The organism is Methanoculleus oceani, from assembly GCF_023702065.1.
Taxonomy (GTDB): domain Archaea; phylum Halobacteriota; class Methanomicrobia; order Methanomicrobiales; family Methanoculleaceae; genus Methanoculleus; species Methanoculleus oceani.
This window is the reverse complement of the sequence record NZ_QFDM01000002.1, coordinates 842,640-865,505: the sequence shown is the minus strand read 5'-3', so window position 1 is coordinate 865,505 and position 22,866 is coordinate 842,640. Positions and strand designations below refer to the sequence as shown.

At 56.7% G+C, this 22,866-nt stretch carries 23 protein-coding genes; 10 read left to right on the top strand and 13 right to left on the bottom strand.

The genetic code is table 11. From position 1 onward, the window contains the following. Position 1: 1 nt before the first annotated feature. From DIC75_RS09385 to DIC75_RS09375, 3 genes are read left to right on the top strand one after another with little or no spacing between them, the layout of a single operon-like run. Positions 2–2,359 carry an ATPase, T2SS/T4P/T4SS family gene (locus tag DIC75_RS09385; protein WP_352151706.1) on the top strand — a complete coding sequence of 786 codons (2,358 nt, stop codon included), beginning with the start codon at positions 2–4 and terminating at the stop codon, positions 2,357–2,359. Then, complete coding sequence (locus DIC75_RS09380) at positions 2,356–3,279, top strand: type II secretion system F family protein (protein ID WP_250987751.1); 924 nt, start codon at positions 2,356–2,358, stop codon at positions 3,277–3,279. The genes DIC75_RS09385 and DIC75_RS09380 overlap by 4 nt, the downstream gene beginning before the upstream one ends. 1 nt (position 3,280) lies before the next feature. Next, positions 3,281–4,336 (top strand): type II secretion system F family protein, encoded by a 1,056-nt coding sequence (locus tag DIC75_RS09375; protein ID WP_250987750.1) that lies wholly within the window; start codon positions 3,281–3,283, stop codon positions 4,334–4,336. 215 nt (positions 4,337–4,551) lie between these two features. Here the strand turns inward: DIC75_RS09375 and DIC75_RS09370 are convergent, their stop codons facing one another. After that, on the bottom strand, positions 4,552–6,048 hold the full coding sequence (locus DIC75_RS09370) for a cobyric acid synthase (RefSeq protein ID WP_250987749.1): 1,497 nt from the start codon (positions 6,046–6,048) through the stop codon (positions 4,552–4,554). Positions 6,049–6,105: 57 nt separating this feature from the next. On the opposite strand from DIC75_RS09370, the gene DIC75_RS09365 reads away from it, so the two are divergent. From DIC75_RS09365 to DIC75_RS09355, 3 genes are all read left to right on the top strand, one after another. Beyond that, positions 6,106–7,752, top strand: coding sequence for an adenosylcobalamin-dependent ribonucleoside-diphosphate reductase (locus DIC75_RS09365; protein WP_250987748.1), 1,647 nt, complete (start codon positions 6,106–6,108; stop codon positions 7,750–7,752). 41 nt (positions 7,753–7,793) lie between these two features. After that, positions 7,794–8,099, top strand: a complete 306-nt coding sequence (gene yciH / locus DIC75_RS09360; protein ID WP_209730510.1) for a stress response translation initiation inhibitor YciH — start codon at positions 7,794–7,796, stop codon at positions 8,097–8,099. A gap of 160 nt (positions 8,100–8,259) precedes the next feature. Further along, positions 8,260–8,595: a type II secretion system protein E gene (locus DIC75_RS09355; protein ID WP_250987747.1), complete on the top strand. Its 336-nt coding sequence runs from the start codon at positions 8,260–8,262 to the stop codon at positions 8,593–8,595. Between the two features lie 4 nt (positions 8,596–8,599). On the opposite strand, the gene DIC75_RS09350 is transcribed toward DIC75_RS09355, so the two are convergent. Together DIC75_RS09350 and DIC75_RS09345 are read right to left on the bottom strand one after the other, a co-directional pair. Further along, entirely contained in the window at positions 8,600–8,860 is a 261-nt protein-coding gene (locus tag DIC75_RS09350) for a hypothetical protein (RefSeq protein WP_250987746.1), read from the bottom strand. After that, positions 8,853–9,350 (bottom strand): YkgJ family cysteine cluster protein, encoded by a 498-nt coding sequence (locus tag DIC75_RS09345; protein WP_250987745.1) that lies wholly within the window; start codon positions 9,348–9,350, stop codon positions 8,853–8,855. Before DIC75_RS09345 ends, DIC75_RS09350 begins: the two co-directional genes overlap by 8 nt. A 96-nt stretch (positions 9,351–9,446) precedes the next feature. Here DIC75_RS09345 and DIC75_RS09340 point away from each other — a divergent pair, with 96 nt between their 5' ends. Continuing rightward, on the top strand, positions 9,447–10,625 hold the full coding sequence (locus DIC75_RS09340; protein WP_250987744.1) for a nucleotidyltransferase family protein: 1,179 nt from the start codon (positions 9,447–9,449) through the stop codon (positions 10,623–10,625). A 116-nt stretch (positions 10,626–10,741) separates the two neighbouring features. On the opposite strand, the gene DIC75_RS09335 is transcribed toward DIC75_RS09340, so the two are convergent. From DIC75_RS09335 to DIC75_RS09300, 8 genes are all read right to left on the bottom strand, one after another. Further along, complete coding sequence (locus DIC75_RS09335) at positions 10,742–11,707, bottom strand: hypothetical protein (RefSeq protein WP_250987743.1); 966 nt, start codon at positions 11,705–11,707, stop codon at positions 10,742–10,744. A gap of 81 nt (positions 11,708–11,788) precedes the next feature. After that, positions 11,789–13,789 (bottom strand): hypothetical protein, encoded by a 2,001-nt coding sequence (locus tag DIC75_RS09330; RefSeq protein ID WP_250987742.1) that lies wholly within the window; start codon positions 13,787–13,789, stop codon positions 11,789–11,791. A 427-nt stretch (positions 13,790–14,216) separates the two neighbouring features. Continuing rightward, the gene (locus DIC75_RS09325) at positions 14,217–15,005 is read right to left on the bottom strand and encodes a CBS domain-containing ParB/RepB/Spo0J family partition protein (RefSeq protein ID WP_250987741.1); all 789 of its coding nucleotides are present in this window, start codon (positions 15,003–15,005) and stop codon (positions 14,217–14,219) included. Between the two features lie 68 nt (positions 15,006–15,073). Beyond that, entirely contained in the window at positions 15,074–15,544 is a 471-nt protein-coding gene (locus tag DIC75_RS09320; protein ID WP_250987740.1) for an Hsp20/alpha crystallin family protein, read from the bottom strand. A 183-nt stretch (positions 15,545–15,727) separates the two neighbouring features. Continuing rightward, positions 15,728–16,723 (bottom strand): restriction endonuclease subunit S, encoded by a 996-nt coding sequence (locus DIC75_RS09315; protein ID WP_250987739.1) that lies wholly within the window; start codon positions 16,721–16,723, stop codon positions 15,728–15,730. Further along, positions 16,724–18,688, bottom strand: coding sequence for an HsdM family class I SAM-dependent methyltransferase (locus DIC75_RS09310; RefSeq protein ID WP_250987738.1), 1,965 nt, complete (start codon positions 18,686–18,688; stop codon positions 16,724–16,726). Between the two features lie 128 nt (positions 18,689–18,816). Beyond that, positions 18,817–19,017, bottom strand: a complete 201-nt coding sequence (locus DIC75_RS09305; protein WP_250987737.1) for a MarR family transcriptional regulator — start codon at positions 19,015–19,017, stop codon at positions 18,817–18,819. Beyond that, complete coding sequence (locus tag DIC75_RS09300) at positions 19,014–19,295, bottom strand: hypothetical protein (RefSeq protein ID WP_250987736.1); 282 nt, start codon at positions 19,293–19,295, stop codon at positions 19,014–19,016. The genes DIC75_RS09305 and DIC75_RS09300 overlap by 4 nt, the downstream gene beginning before the upstream one ends. Before the next feature lie 131 nt (positions 19,296–19,426). Here DIC75_RS09300 and DIC75_RS09295 point away from each other — a divergent pair, with 131 nt between their 5' ends. Further along, on the top strand, positions 19,427–20,611 hold the full coding sequence (locus DIC75_RS09295; RefSeq protein ID WP_250987735.1) for a DDE-type integrase/transposase/recombinase: 1,185 nt from the start codon (positions 19,427–19,429) through the stop codon (positions 20,609–20,611). Here the strand turns inward: DIC75_RS09295 and DIC75_RS09290 are convergent. Next, positions 20,608–20,859 carry a hypothetical protein gene (locus DIC75_RS09290; RefSeq protein WP_250987734.1) on the bottom strand — a complete coding sequence of 84 codons (252 nt, stop codon included), beginning with the start codon at positions 20,857–20,859 and terminating at the stop codon, positions 20,608–20,610. The genes DIC75_RS09295 and DIC75_RS09290 overlap by 4 nt on opposite strands. 249 nt (positions 20,860–21,108) lie before the next feature. Beyond that, on the bottom strand, positions 21,109–21,261 hold the full coding sequence (locus tag DIC75_RS09285; protein ID WP_250987733.1) for a DUF2080 family transposase-associated protein: 153 nt from the start codon (positions 21,259–21,261) through the stop codon (positions 21,109–21,111). Between the two features lie 116 nt (positions 21,262–21,377). Between DIC75_RS09285 and DIC75_RS09280 the strand changes: the two genes are divergently transcribed. Further along, positions 21,378–22,367: a DDE-type integrase/transposase/recombinase gene (locus tag DIC75_RS09280; RefSeq protein WP_250987732.1), complete on the top strand. Its 990-nt coding sequence runs from the start codon at positions 21,378–21,380 to the stop codon at positions 22,365–22,367. 276 nt (positions 22,368–22,643) lie between these two features. Beyond that, positions 22,644–22,817 carry a hypothetical protein gene (locus DIC75_RS09275; protein WP_250987731.1) on the top strand — a complete coding sequence of 58 codons (174 nt, stop codon included), beginning with the start codon at positions 22,644–22,646 and terminating at the stop codon, positions 22,815–22,817. The last annotated feature ends 49 nt before the right edge of the window (positions 22,818–22,866 follow it).

Sequence of the window (22,866 nt, the reverse complement as noted above, 5' to 3'; positions counted from 1 at the left end):
TGTGGCTCCGGATGATGCCGGCGCCGATTCAGATGAAGAGGACGAGCAGCCGGAGGCGATTTCATATGATGCCGGCGCCGATTCAGATGAAGAGGACGAGCAGCCGGAGGCGATTTCATATGATGCCGGCGCCGATTCGGGCGAAGAGGACGAGCAGCCGGACATCTCTCCCATGCCGGCATCGAAGAGTGCGGGGATCCGTTCGCTTATCGATGCGGTGGCGAGATCCGGAAACACCACCGATCAGCGCGCAACCGGCACCAGAGATCCGGTTCGTGCAATCCTCAACCGGCTCGGGCAGCACGAGGTGGATGCCGACGGAGAGGTCGCGTCCTCCCCGACGGCGGGGGATACCGGAGCGGGGCCACAGGTGCCGCCCTCCTCGCCGGGGCACAACGCTTCCGCCGCGCTCCTCGACCGGATGAGGGGGCGGCGGGAGACCGATGCACCCGGCACCTCACGCTCGAAGAACTCCGGAGCGGTGGAGGTCGATGAGGCGGAACCCGACGGAGACGTGGATGACGGCGTGGTGACGGTCGAGGAACTCGGGAACCTGGCGGACCTGATCCTCCCGAAGAGTGCGACGTTCACGGTCGATGAACTGAGCATCAACCGTACCGAGCACAGTTTCGATTTTGTCGATAATGCCCGGGTCGTATCGGAGTTCGACGATCTCTTCTCCCAGGCCTTCTCCTCCAGCACACTTGCCTCAGCTGCTGCAGAGGTGGCGGCTCCTGCCGAAGAGGTTCCAGAACCCCGTTTCGGGTTCTTTAAAAAGTTGCAGCTCCCGAAGGTCGGGGCCGTGGTCGAAGAGTACAACCCCACGCTCCACGGACCGATCGTCGATCTCACGATGCGGCCGGCGCCGGGACTGGAAGAGATCGAACTCTACCCGGTGAACGAGCCGTATGCCTATGTCCGGGTGACCTACGACAGCACGACGCACGAGTACACCTACCATGTCATCGAGCCCGTGCTCACGCCCGCGGAGCAGGAGCTCTTCGGGGAGATCAAGGAGCGCCTCTTTGAGACACTCGATATCACCACCCGTGAACTCAACCGTGACGAAGCACGGAAGGCGCTTCGCGATTCGGCGAACATCGTCATCGCCGACTATGGGATCCACCTTGCGGTGCTCGCGCGGGAGAAGATCCTCTACCACGTGGAGAAGGAGTTCCTCGGCGACGGGCTGATCGACCCGGTGATGCACGATAAGTACATCGAGGATATCTCCTGCGACGGCGTGGGCAGTTACATCTTCGTCTATCACACGACGTACGAGTCGATGAAGACGAGTCTCGCCTACCACGATTCTGTCGAGCTCGACTCGTTCGTCACGAAACTTGCGCAGCGGGCCGGGAAATACATCTCTATCGCCGAACCGATGCTGGATGCCACGATGAGCGACGGGTCGCGTATCCAGATGACGCTCGGGGCGGAAGTGACCGCTCACGGCTCGACGTTCACCATCCGTAAGTTCCGGGAAGAGCCGATCACGCCCACGGACCTCATCGAGTGGCATACCTTCTCGCCGCTCGGGATCGCCTTCATATGGCTCGCGGTCGAGAATGCCAAGTCCTGTATATTTGCCGGAGGGACGGCATCGGGGAAGACCACGACGCTGAACGCCTTATCGCTGTTTATCCCGCCGCTCGCAAAGATCGTCACACTCGAGGATACCCGGGAGCTGAAACTCCCCCACCCGAACTGGATCCCGAGCATCACCCGCGACTCGTTCTCGCAGGACGGGCGGGGCGGGATCGATATGTACGAACTTCTGCGTGCCGCTCTCCGGCAGCGCCCGGAGTACATCCTGGTCGGCGAGGTCCGTGGCAAGGAGGCCCTGACCCTCTTCCAGGCAATGAGCACCGGCCACGTCACCTATGCGACGATGCACGCAGATTCGGTGGCGAGCGCCGTCCACCGTCTGGAGAACCCGCCGATCGACGTACCGAGGAACATGCTCTCTGCGCTCTCCCTGATGTCCATCCAGGTGCAGGCCCGGGTGGGCGGCCAGCGGATCCGGCGGAACAAGCAGCTCATCGAGATCCTGGATATCGACCCCCGGACGAACGAGCTGATCACGAACGAAGTCTTCCGGTGGCATCCTGCGACCGACGAGATCCGGTATTCCGGCAAATCCTACATCCTCGAACAGATCATGGAAGACAGAGGCTGGAGCGAGGAGCGGATGCGCGAAGAGTTGAAACGGCGGCAGGAAGTCCTTGAATGGATGCGCATCAAGAAGATCCGCCACTTCCGTGACGTGAGCAAGATCCTGGTATCCTACTTCCGGGATCCGGAGACGGTCGTCCAGCGGGTGCGGGCCGATCTCTACGGGGAGGGTGGTTCCGCATGAACGGTTACGAGCGGTTCTGCTTCAACCTGATCGGCCACGGCCTGAAGGAGAAGCGGGGAGACTACATCAGTCTCAGGAACAACCTGATGGGGGCCCGGATGAATACACCGTTCGAGGCCTATCTTGCGACCGCTTATATCTCCTCGATCGTCGTGGGGCTGGTCGCCGCCGTGCTTATCGGACTTCTGACCTACCTCCTGCGGATCCCCGATATGATCGTCTACCGTGGAGCGGTCCCCGAGGTCCTCTACGCGTTAAACGATTACAAAATGCTGCTCGGCACCATCATCATCACGATCTTTTCTCTCCTGATATTCGGGGGGATATCATACCTGATCTTCCTCCTCTATCCCGGTATACGGGCCGGAGAGCGCTCCCGGAACATCGACGCCACCCTCCCGTACGCCATCAACTACGTCACCGCCATGTCCTCGGCGGGGATCACCCCGGACGAGGTCTTCCGGCTGCTCGGCCAGAGCAAAATCTACGGCGAGAGTGCCGTCGAAGCGCGTTACATCTCCCGGGAGACCGATTTCTTCGGGAAGGACCTTCTTGACGCCCTGCGAACCGTCTCGCAGGCGACGCCGAGCGAACGGATGCGGGAGTTCATGCAGGGGGCCGTTGCGAGCATCTCCAGCGGGAGCAACCTTACGGAGTATTTCCGCAACAAGGCTCACCAGTATACGCTCGAGAACAACCAGCAGCAGAAGTCGTTCCTGGAGACGCTCGGGCTGATCGCGGAGTCCTACGTTACCGCGATGGTCGCCGGGATGCTCTTTTTGATCATCCTGCAGTCGATCATGACGCTCATCTCTGGCGACTCGAACCCGTTCTTCCTCTACATCATCATCTACCTGATCGTGCCGTTCGGGAGCATGATGTTCGTCATCCTGATCAGTTCCATGACCCCGGAGGTGTGATATGGGATTCAAAGATATCTTCAACGGCTTTCTGAACCGGTCAGGAGATCGGAACCGGTCTCCTGACGGCGGCGCGGCGGAGCTCTCTCCGCCGCCCGACCCGCTCGAAGAGCAGGAGCGGGAGATCTTCGGCGGGATTGAGAACTGGCGGAAGTACCAGGAAGGATTTTACCGGTTCCTCAGGCATCCGCTCAAGGTGATGATGGCGGAGCCCGTCACCATCCTCTTCGTCTCCGTTCCGGTGGCGCTCCTCCTCCTCGTCGGCGGATTTATGAGCCTGGTGATGTCCTACGGCATCAACGTCCTCTTCACGACGACGATGCTCGACGATATCTTCGTCTTCGCGCTCCTCATCGCCATCGTGCCGCTCGCAGCCCTCGACCTCAAGGAATCGCTGCGTGTATCGAGCATCGAGGCGTCCCTCCCGAACTTCTTCCGGGACGTGGCCGGCATGAACGATTCGGGTATGACGCTCCCGCACGCCATCCACATCGTTTCGGAGGGCGAGTACGGGGCGCTCACGCCGCATATCCGCAAGCTTGATACCGAGATGTCCTGGGGCGTCCCGTTCGTGGAGGCCATCCGCCGGTTCGGGAAGGCCGTGAACACCCCGCTCACCGAGCGGAGCGTCGACCTGATCGCCCAGGCGAGTTCCGCCGGCGGCGACGTGAGCGAGGTGCTGCGGGCGGCGGCGCACGATGCCTACGAGTTCTTCAACCTGAAGTCGGAGCGGAAGAACGGGATGATGATCTACATGGTCATCGTCGTCATGTCGTTCTTCGTCTTCCTCTTCGTCATCGGGGTGCTCTCGAGCACCTTCCTCACCACCATGGCGGAGGCGGGCGAGGCGGTCGCGGCGTCGGGTTCGAGCCAGGCGTTCATAGGTACCGTGGACCTCTTCCTCTACAACCGGCTCTTCTCCCACGCCGCACTGATCCAGGGCCTCTTCTCGGGGCTCGCGGCGGGCGTCATGGGCGAAGGCCGGGTGCTCGGGGGGCTGAAGTACTCGGCCATCATGGTACTGATCGCCTGGATTGCGTTCCGGTTCTTTATCTGAAAGGGCCGGGGCGGGTATTCTCTTTTTACAAAATTAAGCAACGAGCGGCTGAAAATCTTCTCGTATGCCTCCAGCCTTGCTCATTGAAATTGCCGGGCACGGTCTTCGGCTGCCCGGTGGCGCCGCTCGAAGCCTGACGGCTTCTCATGCTCCGGCCCTTTGGCCCGTCGCAGTTCATCTACTCGGCGCGCAGTTCGAAAACGCTTCGCGTTTTCTCATGCTCCGGCCCTTTGGCCCGTCGCATCCACAAAATATTCCATAATCGCATTCATATCCACGTGCTCCTCGAAGTGCCGGGCCAGATCGTCGTAGGCAGCCACGATGCCGTTGCCGCCTCCGCCCGGGGCCGCCGTCATCGGCTCGAACGGCACGCCCCGCCGTTCCGAGAGGTAGGCGAGGAGGGCGTTCGCGGCGCCGGGGTTCTGGAAGAGGCCGTGCATGTAGGTCCCGAAGACCAGGCCGTCGGGGGTCGCGGCCCCCTCCCCGGCGAACGCCGCGGGGAGATCTCCCCGTTCCGTCTCGCCCATGTGGATCTCGTAGCCGTCCACCTCCCCCACCCTCTCGAGGATGGGGCCGGGCCCGGTTGCCCGGCGCCGTACCTGGACCGTCGTCTTGTGATAGCCGGTAAAGGCGGTGACGACGTCGAGGAGCCCGAACCCCCGGTAATCGGCGTGGACCTCCGACTCGATGCCCGAGTCGACGATCCGGTTCCCGAGCATCTGGTAGCCGCCGCAGATACCGATGATCGGGACCCCCCGCTCCCGGGCGAGCCGGAGTTCCTCTCCCGTCCCGGCACGGTCGAGCACGGCGAGGTCCTCCACGGTGTTCTTCGTTCCCGGGAGGATGATGCAGTCGTAGTCCGCAAGCGGTCTTCCCGGAGGGACGTAGTCCACCGAGGCGTACTGCTCGAGGAGTTCGAAGTCGGTGAAGTTCGAGATCCTGGGGAGGCGGACGACGGCGATCCTGACCGGGCGCCCGGCCGTCCGGTGCCCTTTGTCGGCGATCGAGAGCGAGTCCTCGCTCGGGAGGGGGATATCCGCATACGGCACCACCCCGAGCACCCGGACACCCGTGAGTTCCTCGAGTTTTGCAACCCCCGACGCAAAGAGCCCGGCGTCGCCCCGGAACTTGTTGACGATGACCCCGACGACGAGGGGGCGGATATCCTCCGGGAGGAGGGCAAGCGTTCCGTAGACCTGGGCGAAGACCCCGCCCCGCTCGATATCGGCGACCAGGACGATGGGGAGGCGGAGGGCCCGGGCGAGCCTTATGTTCGCGATGTCGCGGTCGTAGAGATTCACCTCCGCCGCTCCCCCGGCACCTTCCACCACCACGTGGCCGTAGCGTCTCCGCAACCGCTCGAACGCCGAGACAGCCTCCGCGAGAAGCATATCCGTCTCCGTGTAGTAGTCCCGGATCTGCACATCCTTATACGGCCTGCCGAGCAGCACCACCTGCGAGACCGCATCCCCCTTCGGTTTGAGGAGGATCGGGTTCATATCGGCGGCGGGTTCTATCCCGGCCGCGAAGGCCTGAAAGGCCTGGGCGATCCCGATCTCGCTCCCGTCGGCCGTGACGTAGGAGTTGAGGCTCATGTTCTGGGATTTGAACGGCGCAACCGGGATTCCGCGCCGGTAGAGCGCACGGCAGAGCGCCGCGACCGTCACGCTCTTGCCCACGTGGGATGCAGTTCCGAGCACGATGAGAGACATTGCTGGCAGGAGAGTTGGGCACGACGGATTATTAAGGGCGGGGTTTCATGGTGTTGTATGGAGTTCTCCCCGCAAGGTCGCCTCCTCCTGGAACGCCGGTACCTCCTCCCCGGTGAAGCGCCGCACGACCTCTTCTCCCGGGTCGCCGGCGCCGTGGGCGGTTCGGCAAAGTCCCGCGAGTTCTTCTCTCTCCTCTCGAACTTTCTCTTCCTCCCTAACTCTCCGACCCTGATGAACGCGGGCACCCCCGGCGGGCAGCTCTCTGCCTGCTTCGTCCTCCCGGTGGAGGATACCCTCGAAGGGATCTTTAGAAGCCTCGGCCACATGGCGCTCATCCACCAGTCCGGGGGAGGAACCGGGTTCTCGTTTTCCCGTCTGCGGCCACGCGGCGACGTCGTCAACGGAGCCATGGGCGCCGCAAGCGGGCCGGTCTCGTTCATGCGGGTCTTCGATGCGGCGACCGGGGCGGTCAGGCAGGGCGGCCGGCGGAGGGGGGCGAACATGGGGGTGCTCGCGGCCTCCCATCCCGACATCGAGGAGTTCGTCATCTGCAAGCAGGCAGGAGGTTTTCCGAACTTCAACATCTCGGTCGGCATCGACGAGAGGTTCCTCCGGTGCCTCGCAACGGACGAGGAGTACGACCTCATCAATCCCCGCGACGGCAGTGTCTGGAAGAGTATCGATCCGCGGTCGCTCTGGCACCTCATCGCCGCATCCGCACGGGCGTCCGGCGAGCCGGGGGTGCTCTTCCTCGACGAGATCAACCGGAAGAACACCACCCCGCACCTCGGGCCCATCGAGACGACCAACCCCTGCGGCGAACAGCCGCTCTACCCCTACGAGAGCTGCAACCTCGGGAGCGTCAACCTCGCCCGGTGCATACGGCAGCACGACCTCGACCAAGACCTGCTTGCCGCAACGGTCCGGTGCGGCATCGACTTCCTCGATGCGGTCATCGACGTCAACCACTTCCCCCTGCCCGAGATCCGGGCTCAAACCCTTGCCACCAGAAAGATCGGCCTCGGGGTCATGGGATTTGCGGAAGCGCTCATACGCCTCGGGATACCCTACGAGTCGGGAGAGGCGCTCCGGTTCGCCGGGAGCCTGATGGGACGGGTGCAGGCAACGGCGCGGGAGCGGTCGGAGGAGCTCGGGAGAGAGTTGGGATCGTTCCCGGCGATAGAAGGGTCCGTCTTCTCAGGGGATATGCGGAACGCCACCGTCACCACCATCGCCCCCACGGGCTCGCTCCACCTCATCGCCGGGACCACGAGCGGTATCGAGCCGGTCTTCTCCTTTGCCTACGACCGGACGATCGACGGGCATCCGGTCAGCATCGTGAGCGACCTCATCGGTGAGTTCCTGCCGGAGACCGCCGGCGGGAGGGACGTAGCGGATCACGTCCGGCGGCACGGGACGGTCGAGGCCCTCCCGCTGGATGGCCATACCCGGGACCTTTTCAAGACGGCGATCGAGATCGCACCGGAGCACCACGTCCGGATGCAGGCGGCGTTCCAGAAGCACGTGGATAACGCCGTCTCGAAGACCGTGAACCTTCCGGAGGGTGCAACCGCCGATGAGATCGCCGGTGTCTTCTCTCTCGCCCATGACCTCGGGTGCAAGGGTATCACCGTCTACCGTTACCGGAGCAGGCCGGACCAGATACTCTCACAGGGATGCGACATCTGCCGTATCGACGGATGACATGCCAAATAATATATAACGAGAGCTGAAAGGTACATGCAATGAACGGTGGGATATGTCCGACTTGCGGACTGCCAAAGGAACTGTGTATCTGTGAAGAAGTCGCCAAAGAACAGCAGAGAATCAGCGTAAAGATCAACAAGCGCCGGTACGGAAAGGAAGTCACGGTCATCGAGGGTCTCGACCCCTACGACATCGATCTCGAAGACCTCTCGAAATTCCTGAAAGCGAAACTGGCCTGCGGCGGCACGGTCAAGGATTCCTCGATCGAGCTGCAGGGCAACCATCGCGAACGGGTGAAGGACCTGCTCGCCCAGAAAGGATACAACATGGAAAATATCAGTTGACCGGGCTGTTCGCCGCAAATAACCCGGGTAATTCTTTTTTTGCCGGATGGAGACTGTTGCACGGGGAGCGGGGGCTCTCTCCCGGAGAGGATTCTCCATACCGGAACGGCAGACACTATAATCAGCAGACAGGTACAATATACCGGGAAGTGGACGATCTATGGTGATGAGATGTTCGTTTGCGCTCGATCCCGACCTGATGGAACAGATCGATCAGTTTGCCAGGGATCACGCGTTCGACCGGAACGAGGCGATTCTTGAATTGATCGAGGCAGGCCTCGCCTGCAAAGACGGGGGGACGGTGACGGTGCGGCAGAAGCGCTCGTTTGAAGAGTTGAACCGGCTCCAGCAGGAACTTGAGGACGTCAAGGCAGTCCTTACCGAGCTCCGGAACGAGGTCCGTCTAGTCCATCACACGATCGAGACCGACTGGAACAGAGAGGCGAAAGGCGTTCCGTTCCAGACGAAACACCCCTGGGAGTTCTGGCGGAAGTGATCCGCTAACTGATGATATTCGTGATGCTCCGGAACCCTTCCGCCGAGGGGTCGTCGCAGACGATCGCCTCGACCTTCGCCATATCGACGTGGGGTGTGTCCCGGCACCGGCTGCAGTAGGCCCGTGCCGGCGACGGCAATTCTCGTCCTTTGATCACGACGCGGGCGGAATGGACGCAGAGCCTGCATCGGTCGACGGGAACGGCCTCTTTTAGCGTGCATTGAACCCGGCCCCGGACGACCGGGAGGCGCCGGGGCTCACTCATACGCCTCGACCCGGTAACCGGCACGGCCGAGAGCCCCGGCGACCCCGGCCCGCCAGGCGATATCGTCGTCGGTCGTAAGCGGTACAACCGACTCCTCCCAGCACCGGCGGAGTGCTGTGTCTTCGGTGACGAGGCTCCTCCTCCCCTTCACCTTCCCGACCTCCCGGCCGTCGCCGGCAAAGATCCGCATGGTACAGCAGATATAGGACCGGCAGACCAGCGGACGGCTGTCGTGGACGGTGCAGACATACTTTCCCTCCTCCCCCGGGAGGCTCCGCAGAAACGGGCACCAGGACGGGTGCGCATCGTTCTCGGAGGTGTCCCTGAAGGCGTCGAGGAAACGCTCCTCGACCCGGGCGCGGAAGGTGCCGCCGACGATCTTCTGCCGACAAAGGAAGTCCCGGCTGGTGAGCCTCTTCTCGACTTCGAGGAGTTCGCTGCCTGCATGCATGCAGCACTTCCCGCAGAGCGTACATTCAAACGCCGTCATTCCTGTAGACTCTTTGCACAACGAAGGATAAAGGTTGGGAACGGGAGGCCTCATCACCCCAATAGGGTTAAATCGATACGCATACAATGGAGTGGCATGAAGGTGTGCATAATGTGCGGAGGGGAGGGCACACGGCTCCGCCCCCTCACATTCGGGCGTCCTAAGCCGTGTATTCCGATCGTCAACAAACCCTCGATCCAGCACCTGGTTTCACACCTCGCGAACCTCGGGTTCAACGACGTGGTGATCACGCTCGGCTACATGAGCGATGCTATCGAGGAGGCCCTCGGGGACGGGTCGCTCTTCGGGGTCAACGTCACCTACGTCCACGAAAAGACGAAACTCGGGACGGCGGGCAGCGTCAAGAACGCCCAGAAATACCTTGAAGAACAGCCGTTCCTCGTCGTCGGCGGCGACCACGTGGTGAGTCTGAACCTGCTCGAGTTCTACCGCGAGCACCTCGCCAACGACTCGATCACCACCATCGGGCTCATAAGCATCGACGACCCCACGGAGTACGGTATCGCCGAGATCGACGCGAACTACCAGATCAAGCGGTTCAAGGAGAAGCCGAGCCCGGGCGAGATCTTCTCGAACCTGGCGAGCACCGGGATGTACGTCTGCGACCCCGATATATTCGACCATATCCCGGCCGGCGAGAAGTTCGACTTCGCCCGGAACCTCTTCCCCGAACTGATGGAGGAGGGCTACCCCCTGAAAGCCTGGCTTGCCCGCGGCAACTGGTCCGATGTGGGGAGCCCGAGGTCGCTACGGGAAGCGGAGCGGTGGAAGCTGCAGGAGATCGGGTTCACGAACATCTCCGGCGACCTCTACATCAAGGGCGCCCGGATCCTCGGCCCGGCGCAGATAGGGAGCTGCGTCTCGGTTGCGGCGAACTCGCGGGTGATCGGGCCGGTCTCGATCGGCGCCGGGACGATCATCGAGGAGAACGTCGTCATCGGGCCGTACACGAGCATCGGGGAGGGGTGCATCATCAAGAACAGCGCGAAGATCTTCTCCTCGTCCATCTACAACCGTGTGGTGATCGGCAGGGACACCACCATCAGCGGGAGCATCATCGACAACGATACGCTCATCGGCAGCGGGTGCAACATCGAGCACGACACGGTCATCGGGCCGCACGCGGTGCTGAAGAGCGGCGTGGTCGTCCATTCCGGGACCCGGCTCTGGCCGGAGGTGATCGTCCCGGAGGGGACGATCGTCAAAGAGCACGTCTTAAACGAAGACTACGACACCCGGACCGAAGGGTCGTAAGGGGTATCCCCCATCGGATCTTTTCCGACTCTCTTTTTATTCGCGGGTTCTCTCCTGCAGGTCCCTGGAACTCTCTCCGCACCATGCCGGCGGGGTGTGGGGTCAATTGCCCCGGCCTAAACCATGAGGTTCAGGATGATGAGGTCCGAGCCGTCGGCTCCGTGGGCCATGGCCACGACGTCCACCGGCGTGCCGTTGTTCAGGACCCCGGTCCCCGTCCAGGCGGCCTGCGATCCTTCGACGACCGGAAGTCCTCCGGGCGGGTCGACCGTCGCGGCAAAACCGCTTGCGGCACACGCGGAGGCATTGGAGACGTCGACTCCGTTCATGAAGACCGAAAACGGCTTCCTGTGGTCGAGCACGGAGGCGGGAGGCACCTCGCGAACGGTGAGGACGATGGTGTCGGGGGCGGTGCGTTCGGCGGAGACGAGGGTCGTCATCAGCGCTGTTCTGGGGTTCACGTCGATCGTCCCCGCACCGAGCATCGCGTGAGCGGCGAGCGGCGGGAGAACCACGACGACGAGGATGAGGGCGGCCGTGGAGCAGAGGAGCAGCCGGGATGCCGCGGCACCCTCGTTCGGCCCGGCCGCTCTCTCCCGGAAGAGGGAGACGACGAAGGCCCCGAGGGCGGCGAGGGCCGCCATAGCGAGGCCGATGGCGAGGAGGGGGAGAGCGTGGTTCGCGAAGGGAAAGATGATTGCAGCAAGGACGTCGGAGAGTTCGGGAGCGTATCCATGCCCGAAGACCGATGTGGCCTGGAAATAGAGGTAGTTGACCATAACGGCCGTGAACCCGGCGATCCCTCCCGCAAGAACAGCCGAATCCCTCCTCGTCCCGCCCTCCCGCGAGAGGGCGACCGGGAGCATCCCCGCGAGGAGGAGGGAGAGGATGCCGAGCACCAGGTTCTGGTACGTGCCGATGCCGTCGAAGAGCCCGTGGTTGTAGCAGGCGATACCGCCCCAGGACCATGTATGGATATAGGTCAGGAGCGCCAGCAGTCCGCCGCCGACAAGGCCGGCGAAGATTGAGAAGGGGAGGAGGCGTCTGAGGTTCTGCAGGGTCGTCTGGCGGTCGGGTGTCATGGATTCACACTGAACTACTGTTGCCGACAGTTACCTTTACCTTTCCGGAATTCGCCCACAGATGATGACGTTCACGGCGATTCAGGTCTTTTGTCCCACTGTCGCCCACATCACATAGATAATCACCGCCCCGGCGGCAGCGAGGCAGAATCCCCGGAGCATCAGGACGAGGAGGGAGAGCCAGGGGGCGGAAGGCAGGTAGGGGTTCTCCCAGACGGAGAGTATCGTCAGGAGCGGGAAGAGGAGGGTTCCCGAGACGAGAGCGGCACGGACCGGCCGCTTAAGGGGCAGGTATTGCCTGAGAAGAAGGTACGGCGCGATCACCCCGAGACCGGTGAGCGTGAGGGCCGGCAGAAATACCATGAGGCTCAGCAGTGCATCAGCGAGAGGCGATGCACCGAAATGCTCCCACCCGGGGATGTAAAACGGGGGGTATATCCGGGTCGAACCGGCCAGGCAGATGGGGATGAGCGGGAAGAGCAGGAGGACGGCGGCGAGGAGCGGAATCGCAACCGCGGGTCGCCTCTTCCGGGCCTCCAGTTCGGTCAGCGCACCCGTAAAGAGGAGAGCGGCGGAGCAACCGAAGAGGATAGGCGTCAGGAGAAGGACGCCGGCAAACCGGATCATTTCGGAGATGTAGAGGAACGGTTCCGCCTCCGGCATCCGGCTCAGTCGTACCTCCTCGTCGAGCCCCTCGCCGGGAGCCCTGATTGCCGACGGGGAGAGCCGCTGTGCGATCAGCGCTTTGAGGGACCTGTCCGGGTCGGGGCCCACGGTGTTACCGTATGTCCCGTAGTAGACGATGAAGAAGTCGTTGCTCCTTCCGTCGTCAAACGGCCTCTCGTAGGTGAGGATGTAGCCCCTCGTTGTCTCGTTTGCAAAGAGCCAGGCGGGGTATTCTCGCTCCGCATCGGAACGTTCGAACCCGGCGGCAAGGAGGTGGTCGCCGAGATCGAGCGTCGCCTCCGAGACCTCGCCTGAGCCGGTCAGCGATTCGAATACTGTCCTCTTCTCGCTTCTGAACGTCCGTTCGTCCCTGTACCATACCTGTTCGGCGATGTACCGCTCCTCTGTGTGCTCCCGGGTGTACACTCTGCAGGTGTCGGTTCCGGAGAGAGAGGAGAGTGAAAGAGGGCCGGCCGGGGAGACGTTCATGTCGATGAGATAGTTGCCTTCGATCGTGGGGACGGTGGAGAACGGATATTCGAGATCCCCGGGGCCATAGGGGATGAACCATCTCATCTTCAGCCCGGGGTCAGGGTAATCGTGGCCCATAAGGAACAGCCCGGGTTCGAGATATCCCGGGACGAACCAGACCAGGAGCAGACAGAGGAGAAACAACCAAAATACCCGGGCCTGCCGTGGCGGATTGCCGCTCCCCTTCAGCAGGTGGTAGACGACCAGAGGGACACAGAGCACCGCCGCCCCTGCGATCCCGAGGCAGAAGACGGAGAGGGTCGAGAGGGAGAGGGAGAGCCAGGGGACGACGGACGGAACGGAATCGATCGCGAAGACCATCGCCGTCAGGTAAGGGAAGAGGAGGGTGCCGAGCGCTGCCGCGGTGGCATACGGCCTCTTCATCGGGACGTACCGCTCGATGAAAAGGTACGGCACGATCACTGTCAGGGAGAGGAGACTGATGCCCGAGAGGAAGATGGCAGCGCTCATCAAGGTGTCGACGGCGGGCGATATGCCGAAGTAGTCCCACCCGGGAACGTAAAACGGCAGTTCCATCTGCATTGAGCCCCCGAGATAGGCGGGAACCAGGTACAGCAGGAAGAGCGCGACGACCGGGGCGAATGCCCGCACGCTCTTCCTGCCCATCCCCCTCACCAGTGCGAAGAGAAGTGCCGTGGAGCACCCGAAGAGGATGGCTGCGAGCAGGTATACGCCGCCGTATTCGAAGATGATGAACGGATAGGTGTTGCCCCCGCCGAAGAGTTCCGGCGCGAGGGAACCCGGAAGGAGCCAGATGAGCGATATGCAGAGCAGGTAGAGTCCGGCGATCGTCGCCGGGTGCGGCGGCTGTTCCCGGAACCGGTATTCCATCCAGCGGGTGATGGTTTCTCGTATTCCTCTCATCTTGACGCCCCGATTGGGCCTTCATGCCCATTCTCTTTCGCAGTCATGTCGGCTGCGATGAAAACGACCCTCTCAAGATGCCTTCAGGGCAGTTGACGTCCACCGTTCCCCTGAATCAAGAGTGACCGTTTCGGATGATTCGAGATGCTGTTTAATGTTAGATATATTTTCTGATATATTCAAGCAGGTTAAGTAGATCCTATGCTGATTTGACGGGTGTAACCGGCGCATCGGGGCGAAATCTGCCTGGGACGACTACGGCAACCTCGGGATGACGGTCCGCTACTACCGGCCGAGCGGCCGAATCGGATGTGGACCATGATTCGGGCATACTGAGTGACAACGACGGCGACGTGACCTGCACCCTGCGGTTCTACCGGGAAATCGACACCGACGGCATCCCCGATGAAATAAAAATGATGTCGTTTCACCCGTGCCGCACGAGCCGGTGCGTCAGCGCGACGAGGGGGTGGCGGGCGTAATCGAGCACCTTGATGTCGTCGAGCGTGCTGAGATTCAGCGTCCGGGCCGTCCGCTCCATCCCTAACTCTATATTCTCCCGGACCTCGATGATGTAGGCGTCGAGGTTCGTGATACCGAGCCGTTTTGCCGCGATCGCCCGGTGGTGCCCGTCCACCAGGATCCAGCGGCCGGGCCGCCGGACCACGATCAGGGGTTCGGCGAGCCCCTTCTTGATCTCGTACATCCTCCCCTCCAGCTCGTCCTCGTAGATCTTCGACTGGGTGGGCAGGAGGTCGTTGATCGGCACCGAGCCCCGTCGGAGGGTCGGTTCTACACCGTAGAGTTTTTTCAGGGTCTCGATAAACTTGAAGACCTTCTCCGGCGAGACGTGCTCGATCTGGGACCGGATGACGTCGGCGTTCGACATGATCCCGATGAGTTCGTTTTTATCGTTGACGACCGGGAGTTTCTGAATGCCGGAGCGGAAGATGACGCGGGCCGCATCGTTCACGCTCATGTCGGGGTCGGCAACGATGAGGTGGCGGGACATCACCTGCTCTATCGGTGTCGACGGATGGGCGAAGAGGAGGTCCCGCGCCGAGATGTAGCCCACCACCTCCTTTGAGTTCTCCACGACCGGGAAGCCGTCGTGGTGCGTATTTTTTATTGCTTCGATGACGTCCCGGACCGTTCCGTTTGCGTCGACGGTGACGACGTCGTAGGTCATGTAATCCTTGACCTTCTTTTTATCCATCATGATAGTGTCACGCTGGCTCGACATGAATTATTCGGTTGAAATAGCTATCGGCATGAAAAATAGGGTTATTCGATGGGGATTGTGGTCCCGGTCTCGGTCGGCGCTTTCTTCAGCCGGACCTCGAGAACACCGTTCTTAAACGAAGCGGCGGAATTCTCCTCGGTCACCTCGGCAGGAAGCAGCACCGTGCGGCTCATCTGGCCGTAGATACGCTCCTGCATGAAGAAATCCCTGGTCTCCTCCCCGGTCTCGCCCGCCCGCCTGCTCGTGATCTCCAGGTGCTGGGGATCGACGAGCCGGACGGCGACGTTCTCTTTCTCGACGCCGGGGAGGTCGGCAACGACGATCACCTCGTCCTCGTGGTCCCGGACATCCACGCGGAAATCACGAACCGCCGGGACGACCCGGCCCCTGACCTCTTCTCCCCGTGCGCCGATTCCCCCGAGCATGGACTGGAACCTGCTCTCCATCTCGGCCATGAGGTCGTCAAAGTCCTGCCATATCGTGCGATACGGCCCTCGTTCAGTTCTTGCCATTGTAATCGCTCCTATCTACTGGAATTGCCCCGAGGCGAGCAGGTCGCCCTGGGCTAACCTTAAGGTAGTGTTATCGCGATATAAATTTATCTCTCGGAGGTTCTGTTGCGTTGACGGGTGATCACCTCATCTGGGGTGAGGTGTTGCGCGCGGGTGACAGGAAATGTTTCTGCGAAAAAAGAATTACAATTTATCACTGTAAGCGAGTGACTTAATGTACTCTTCCATAAATGCCCAGTCCGGAGTTCCGTCTGGTGCCACTGGAAGGCCAATTAATGTTGATTTCATCTTTGGCAGATTCCATTTTCGCCCAAAATCAAACGCATGTTTATTTTGTTTGATGATGGTGATCAAGAACATGGCTAAATAAACATTAAGTTCTGCCAGATCTCTTTTTAAACAAAGTACATTAACGTCATCTGAGGCCCAAAAAGGATCCTTTTGGTAAAATGCTTCCCCAACGCTCCCATTATAATTAACAGTAATACAATTCCCTAAATAGAGAGGATCTTCATCTATACGTTGGCGGATACCGTTATCTGTTGAGATTGCTCCGATAAAATTTGTATCTCCTGGAGTCATATTTTCTTTGGTCAGTCTCTTTCCTTTGTAAAAATCAAAGATCTCATCCATACGGAACAGATGCCAATCTGAAACGTACAACTTGGGTTCTTTTCTTACACATTGAATGCTATCCCATTTGATGGATCTGCTGAGAGACCCAATGTACGTCTGCATCAATGTCCAATCGGGGTTACCCTGTGCATCAATAGGGAGGAGAACCCTCTCTTTTTTAAGTCGTTCATCACTTATCTCCCTTCCAAAATTATACTTGTACCGCATGAATTCAAAGACGGGTTTGAGGTATAGGGCAATTTCCCGTGTCAGAAAAACAGAGGGTTCTTTAATTCCAATGACTGTCACATGGTCTGAAGCAACAAATTCGTAATCGTGATAAAAAGCATAACCAACACTGCCACTATTTGATAGCGTTATTTTATTCTCGTAGTGTGTCATGACGTCCGGCGGGGTGATGTAACCACTAATGCCGTTGTTGTATTTTGTAGATGATATGTAAGCAATGTCACCTGCGATTTGGTCTTCTTCAATTAGCCGTTTCCCTCTACTACAGGTAAAGATGTCACTAAAGAGGAACTGTTCCATTTCTGAGGAGGACATTTATCCCGCTCCCTCATTTTGGGTCGGATCCGAAGAGTTCGAGTAAAACTCTGCAACGATTTCTAACAGCGTTATTTCGTCAATATCCTTCTCCAAGAGATTCATCTCTCGTTTCGCATTGAATACCATGTAACTTTTGATGGCTTGGACGAAACTATTCTCAGATAAATGCGAATAGTCTGTTTTTGCATGAGCCTGAATTAGCCATTCATCATTATCCGTAATCTTTGTTTTTACCAGTACAAGTCCATCTTGGTACTTATCTGGATTGTTGATTCTTTCAAGCATATCGTCTTTGATTCTATGCCACTTATTGTAAACATCTGTTCTTCCCTTAGATTTGGAGAGAACCAACCCATCGTCCTTTAAATCATAAAATACAACATCTTTATCTCCTTGGGGGGTATTGGTTTCAAATACTGCAATTGCGGTATTCGATGCGGCGTTCGGTAGGAATAAATCACGGGGCATGTTTATGACATATTTCAATGTATGCTTCTTTAAAATGGCATTTCTAGTGGCATTCTCTTTAAAATACGTTGATAATGGAGCGATTATAATCCCATATCTGGAAACATGATCTAACATTCGGGCCAAGAATTGTATCTCTTTTTTTGTTGGATTGGTTTCGTTATCTTTGCCCCCATAAGGGGGGTTGATGAATCCAATTGTTGGCCTGATCCCTTTTTCAGCAAGGGATTTCAATTCTGTTTCGGCTTCCTTGTTAAAGTAATCGCAATAAAAAATTTGAGATTTCCCATCGCCTCTAAACAGCATATTTGAGATTGCAAGAGAATACATGGTTGGATTCTTCTCAAACCCGATAAGTTTTGTTGATTTTATGTCTTGTATCCTTCTTTCTTTATTTGGCAGCGAGGATGAGCTGATGGTCTCAACAAGTTTATTCATTCCCGCAATTAGGAATGCACCGGTTCCACAGGCTGGATCTAAGAATACATCGTTTGTCTTGATAGGAACTAGTTCAGTAAACAGGCTTGTGATATGTTTTGGAGTTAGTACAATACCTCTTTTGACATTGGCAACGCCCGCATACCTTAAAAATTCCTCGTAGAATTTTCCAATAATGTCGTAATTACTCTTGTTATCAAATAGAGGGATAACCTGATCACGGAGTTCATTTAAGATATCCTTCAAGATGTCTGTTTGAGACAAGTCAATATCCCCCCAAAGAGGAGATAATTCATTCACCAGAAGTTTAATCTTATCATCAGGAACCCCCTCCTTGGATAAAACGAGCTCTACTGTCGATGGAACGTTGATAGCTATTGTTTTGGGGTTAAAGTTAACGTAGTTATTTCGGAAATCGTTTGTAATTCCTTTTTTCTCGAATAGACATATCATCAAGGCAGATAATAACACCGGTCTTTTTTGGGAGTCAACGTTCCGGAGTAGGTTATTAATTTTCTTTGATGAAGTCGAAATTTTACTGATAATTTCCTCTTCATTAATTGTTTCAAACAGGTTGAGATAATCTTCTTCATCTAAAAGTTCTAGGATATTTTTATCGACAATCTTCTGATCAATTATGGCAAACGTACTAATCCTATGGTTATACTCATCATCAATATTCCCGGAGACCGCAATACCGACGATTTTCCACACCCTAAAGTAGTCTTGGACTATGCTGTTCTCTAGGTTTTCTTTTAAGAAGAAACTGAGATAGTGTTTTATGCCATCAACTGCGTATTTTTCGGGTTCCGATTCCCCATCTTCAGAAATATGCTTTGATGTATCTTGCTTAATCTCAAGAAGGATTAAGAGTTGTTTTATCTCATTAACGTAAATACCATCGGGATATCCATCTTTACCCGTTTTGCTTTTTGATGCATGTGATAATATCTCAGTTACATAGTTATTATTGGTGTAATCCTCCCAATGCCCAGAATAGTTTAGACTCTCCAAACGTCTGAATATAGCCCGATCAGTCTTATCTTTCCTAACCATGTTGATGTCTCCGTGGCCCCTAATTGCCCAATACTCCCATAATTTGACGTTTTTTCTGATTTAGATTTCAATGGCTGCCGGGATTTCTCATATCTGGTTCACAGATCCTCTTTCAGTCGGATCCATCTTCATACCCTCAGCCACCAGTAGATCGACTTCCCGTACTTCCCCCTGCGAAGCAGTTTCTTCCCGTACAACCGTTCGAGGTACTTCTTCGCGGTCTGCCACGCCATCTCTGAGCGTTCGGCTATGGCCTTTGTTGAGAGAGGTTTGTGGGCATAGTATAGCACAGTGACGATCCGTTTCTCCTCGGGGCTCAGTTGGGTCATAGCAGTGTGATCGACAGTTCAGGCTCATCATTCGAGCCCGGAACCGGCTTCTTCAGCCGGAACAGCACTTGATGTTCCTTTGTGATCTTCATCTCTTCCGCGATCTCGGTCGGGATGCGGAATGAGAACTGCTTGCCGTCCCAGGTGAGTTTTACCTTCTTCTCGATGATATGGGGTTGCTTGCCGACAACGCCCTCGATCTCAGGGGGGATCGTGGAATAGTCCACTTCCGGGAGTTCTTGCAGTTCCTCGATCTCATCGTCAGAATCTTTCTTCATTCCGTACTAGATATTCTAACGATTATACTATATAGGGTTTCGCATGTGATAGATATTCTTAAGAAAATGTAGTAAGTTATTTAAAGGATCAGTTACAAGGTAATCTTAAGAAAACCTTGCAGGTGATCGAGATGCAGCAGTTAACCAACGTGCGGGAACTCAAGGGGTTTGCGATACTCTCCGAACCGGAAAACATCAAAGCGATCAAGAAGAACGTTTGGTACGTCCGGTCGCAGGCGAAGCCTGACGGCTACTACCGGGTTGAGCGCCGGTGGCCGAAGGGCTACGGCACCAAGCAGTTCGTGTGGTCCTGCACCTGCCCGGATCATGTCTACCGGAAGCAGATCTGCAAACACATCTACGCGGTCGAGTTCTCCCTGAAGCTGAAGGCCGACATCGAGCAGGAGACCGCGCACCGGGAGATCGAATCCCCCCGCCCCGAAGTGCTCTGCCCCGCATGTCAGAGCCTCAACGTGGTCCGGGACGGCTCCCGCACAACCCGGTTCGGCAAGATCCAGCGATACACCTGTAAGGACTGCGGCCACCGGTTTACCCCTGACCGGGGGTTCAAGAGCATGAAGCACGACCCGAAGACCATCACCCTCGCCCTCGATCTCTACTTCAAGGGGGTGTCCCTGCGGAAGATTGCCGACCACCTGAAGCAGTTCCACAATATCGAGGTCGCGCAGACAACCCCGATGCGCTGGATCAAGAAGTACCTGAACCTTCTCGGGAAGTACGTGGAGAAGCACAAGGCCGATGTCGGCAAGATCTGGCACTCGGACGAGATGACGGTCTTCATCAAGAAAGAGGGGGAGAAGCGGTACTACGAGTGGATCTGGAACGTCATGGACGCCAAGACCCGCTACCTCCTCGCCTGTCAGGTGACGAAGGACCGCTACGTTGCCGACGCCAAGAAGCCCTTACAGCAGGCGAAGGCTGCGGCGGCACGGCGGCCCGACCTTGTGGTGACGGACGGCCTTCAGGCGTACCAGTACGCGGTGAAGGACGTGTTCTTCGATAAGTCCGCATTCATCCAGAACCCCCACTTCCGGCTGAAGGACTTCGAGACTAAGCCGAACAACAACATCGTGGAGCGGCTGAACGGCACCTTCCGGGAGCGGACGAAGGTGATGCGGAGCCTGCCGGACCAGATCGGGGCAAACCAGTTCTGCGCCGGGATGCAGGTCTACTACAATTACATCCGGCCCCATCAGGGGATCGAGGGGTTAACCCCGGCACAAATGGCCCGGATCCCGATCAACCTCTCCGGCAACCGCTGGATGACGATGATCGAGCTGGCGGTGAAAAACTAATTCTTCTTTCCAGGTTCAAACAGTTTGTAGACCCCCCGCTTGATGCGTTCATAGCGGGCATACACCGTACCCCAACACTTTGAACCATTTGTACAGCCCCGTTGGATCTCTCCTTGAACCGATCTCCGATTATGCTCTTTTCCTGTTGCAACTAGGAGAGATTTTACCTCTTTCGGCCGGAAGCTTCCGTCTACACTCCGCGCAGCAAGATATTTTGCTGCTTCAAAGACATCACCATGGATTGTCATACTTATGGGCGAGTTCTTTCCCCGCAATATAACTTTTGAAGCAAACAATCGGCCCCCTCTTCTCCTTGTACCCTAGTACATTCTTCTCCCCCATGCACAGGCACTTTTATGTTCTGCATACCCTTGATGTAGGCATCATGCGTTACTTACAGTGTATTGCAAAGGGGTATGGCTAATTGTCCTGTAAAGTGACATCGTGACCCTACACCAAACAAAAAATTACCACTCTCTCGCACCCTATCTTTCCGATCACTCTTCCTCGGCTTCTTCAAGGAGGAGGATCTTCACCTTCTTACCTATCCACTTTTTCGGGACCAGTACACCACCAGAGTTGCCCATCGGTTTGACTGTTTTATCAATCACCTGGTAGGCTTCGGTATGCACCTCCATCTGTCCAACCATGGTATAACATTGCACATACATTGTATATAATAATTACTAACTAAGTTGTTGAAAAGTTACCTCAATGTTAGAACTTTGGCGGAAGTAATAAATATATGTTAATACAATGTTTATACATGGTTAAAACAACCTCTTTCCCCTCAACCTCATACGGTGTAGTTGGTTTTAATACAGTCCAGCACACCATTCCTGAGTTATTCAGTTATAATACCATCTACAAGAACACCGATAACGCTTTTGCAGTCGAGTTCCGCAAGAAAATGGTAGAACTCCACAGTGCGGGCCACACTCAGAAAGAGATAGCGGATGCGCTCAATTGCTCAGTATCGGTTGTTAAGAAGTGGCTGCGCAGGTGGAGAGAGGGCGATTCCCTCAAGGACCAGTCCCGCGCGCCCCTTCACCGCGAAGTGAAGGACACCCAATTCAATCAGTACCTTGTTGCTGAAACTCTTGAGAAATATCCCTTCTACGGTTCCCGAAGGATTGCACATGAGATCGAGAAGGAGTATGGGATCACGGTTTCTCATGTGACCGTCTCGCAGATGATGAAGGAGATCCAGCCCGAGAAGCCCAAGGTTGAAGCGCAGCGGATCGAGATTGATACCCCGGATCAAATCTGGCACCTCGATATGATGCAGATGAGAATCGCCAAGGGTTACAAGCAGTATATTTTCGGGATTGTCGATGCTTGCACTCGCAGAGTAATGGCCGTGATGAACTACGATAATGCGACCTCTGCATGTGCGGTTGACTGTCTGCGGCTGGCAGTCGAGAACAATGGCGGGAAAGTTCCGAAGCAACTCTATACCGACAATGGGAGAATGTTCACCTCTGCAGTGTTTGAAGCGTTCTGTAAGGATATGGGAGTTTATCACCACAGAACCAAGCCGCACAGCCCTTGGGAGAATGGGAAGATCGAGCGGTTGTTCGGAACCCTTCGCAGGGAGTGGATCGCATACAGGAGATACATGAAGCCCGAATCTCTGAGAGCGAGCCTTGCGGAGTTCAGGTACTGGTTCAACGATGAGAGGGAGATCCAAAAATTGGGGTATAAGACTCCTGCCCAAATATTTGCTGAAGTGAGCGCAGGAAATAAGCTTTTTTAACGATCGATCGTTTATAATCGGTCTGATTTACGCTTTTCTGGGAGGTACTATATATAGGCGAAGTACCCAGTTATACGCATTGAGGTGTTGCGTAAAAGAACGACATCATAGAGTTTAGCGAATGGGTGTAAGTGAACACCCCAACTAAATAAAGAAAGACGATTTGAACTGGTTTGCAAACAGTCCTTGTCGCTCTTTCTATTTAGCCATTGCTATCGGTGTTGATCACACTTGCGGAATTGAACAAATCAAGGTCCGCTAAAGGAGATGATTTACATGAATCTTGGAGAGAAGATAGTCCTTGCATTGTTCCTTTACTTGGGAGCATATGCAGTTCTCACCTACATAGGCGAATTGTGGTGGTTTGGACTGATTATGGCACTCTTTGCGATACTCCTGACAGTCAAAATTGTCGTGGATATATTTGACAACAATCCAAACACTTGTTGATATTAGCAAAAATTACCCTCGAACCAACAGTATTTTTTGTCGAGGGGGG

What these genes read in the sequence shown, in the direction of transcription:
- DIC75_RS09335 (WP_250987743.1), bottom strand. Translation starts at nt 11,707, where the DNA reads ATGACACCCGACCGCCAGACGACCCTGCAGAACCTCAGACGCCTCCTC.
- DIC75_RS09290 (WP_250987734.1), bottom strand. Translation starts at nt 20,859, where the DNA reads ATGACAATCCATGGTGATGTCTTTGAAGCAGCAAAATATCTTGCTGCG.
- DIC75_RS09275 (WP_250987731.1), top strand. Translation starts at nt 22,644, where the DNA reads ATGAATCTTGGAGAGAAGATAGTCCTTGCATTGTTCCTTTACTTGGGA.
- DIC75_RS09285 (WP_250987733.1), bottom strand. Translation starts at nt 21,261, where the DNA reads ATGGTTGGACAGATGGAGGTGCATACCGAAGCCTACCAGGTGATTGAT.
- DIC75_RS09305 (WP_250987737.1), bottom strand. Translation starts at nt 19,017, where the DNA reads ATGACCCAACTGAGCCCCGAGGAGAAACGGATCGTCACTGTGCTATAC.
- DIC75_RS09350 (WP_250987746.1), bottom strand. Translation starts at nt 8,860, where the DNA reads ATGAGTGAGCCCCGGCGCCTCCCGGTCGTCCGGGGCCGGGTTCAATGC.
- DIC75_RS09320 (WP_250987740.1), bottom strand. Translation starts at nt 15,544, where the DNA reads ATGGCAAGAACTGAACGAGGGCCGTATCGCACGATATGGCAGGACTTT.
- DIC75_RS09280 (WP_250987732.1), top strand. Translation starts at nt 21,378, where the DNA reads ATGGTTAAAACAACCTCTTTCCCCTCAACCTCATACGGTGTAGTTGGT.
- yciH (WP_209730510.1), top strand. Translation starts at nt 7,794, where the DNA reads ATGAACGGTGGGATATGTCCGACTTGCGGACTGCCAAAGGAACTGTGT.
- DIC75_RS09365 (WP_250987748.1), top strand. Translation starts at nt 6,106, where the DNA reads ATGGAGTTCTCCCCGCAAGGTCGCCTCCTCCTGGAACGCCGGTACCTC.
- DIC75_RS09295 (WP_250987735.1), top strand. Translation starts at nt 19,427, where the DNA reads ATGCAGCAGTTAACCAACGTGCGGGAACTCAAGGGGTTTGCGATACTC.
- DIC75_RS09330 (WP_250987742.1), bottom strand. Translation starts at nt 13,789, where the DNA reads ATGAGAGGAATACGAGAAACCATCACCCGCTGGATGGAATACCGGTTC.
- DIC75_RS09370 (WP_250987749.1), bottom strand. Translation starts at nt 6,048, where the DNA reads ATGTCTCTCATCGTGCTCGGAACTGCATCCCACGTGGGCAAGAGCGTG.
- DIC75_RS09345 (WP_250987745.1), bottom strand. Translation starts at nt 9,350, where the DNA reads ATGACGGCGTTTGAATGTACGCTCTGCGGGAAGTGCTGCATGCATGCA.
- DIC75_RS09300 (WP_250987736.1), bottom strand. Translation starts at nt 19,295, where the DNA reads ATGAAGAAAGATTCTGACGATGAGATCGAGGAACTGCAAGAACTCCCG.
- DIC75_RS09375 (WP_250987750.1), top strand. Translation starts at nt 3,281, where the DNA reads ATGGGATTCAAAGATATCTTCAACGGCTTTCTGAACCGGTCAGGAGAT.
- DIC75_RS09380 (WP_250987751.1), top strand. Translation starts at nt 2,356, where the DNA reads ATGAACGGTTACGAGCGGTTCTGCTTCAACCTGATCGGCCACGGCCTG.
- DIC75_RS09355 (WP_250987747.1), top strand. Translation starts at nt 8,260, where the DNA reads ATGGTGATGAGATGTTCGTTTGCGCTCGATCCCGACCTGATGGAACAG.
- DIC75_RS09315 (WP_250987739.1), bottom strand. Translation starts at nt 16,723, where the DNA reads ATGTCCTCCTCAGAAATGGAACAGTTCCTCTTTAGTGACATCTTTACC.
- DIC75_RS09325 (WP_250987741.1), bottom strand. Translation starts at nt 15,005, where the DNA reads ATGGATAAAAAGAAGGTCAAGGATTACATGACCTACGACGTCGTCACC.
- DIC75_RS09310 (WP_250987738.1), bottom strand. Translation starts at nt 18,688, where the DNA reads ATGGTTAGGAAAGATAAGACTGATCGGGCTATATTCAGACGTTTGGAG.
- DIC75_RS09340 (WP_250987744.1), top strand. Translation starts at nt 9,447, where the DNA reads ATGAAGGTGTGCATAATGTGCGGAGGGGAGGGCACACGGCTCCGCCCC.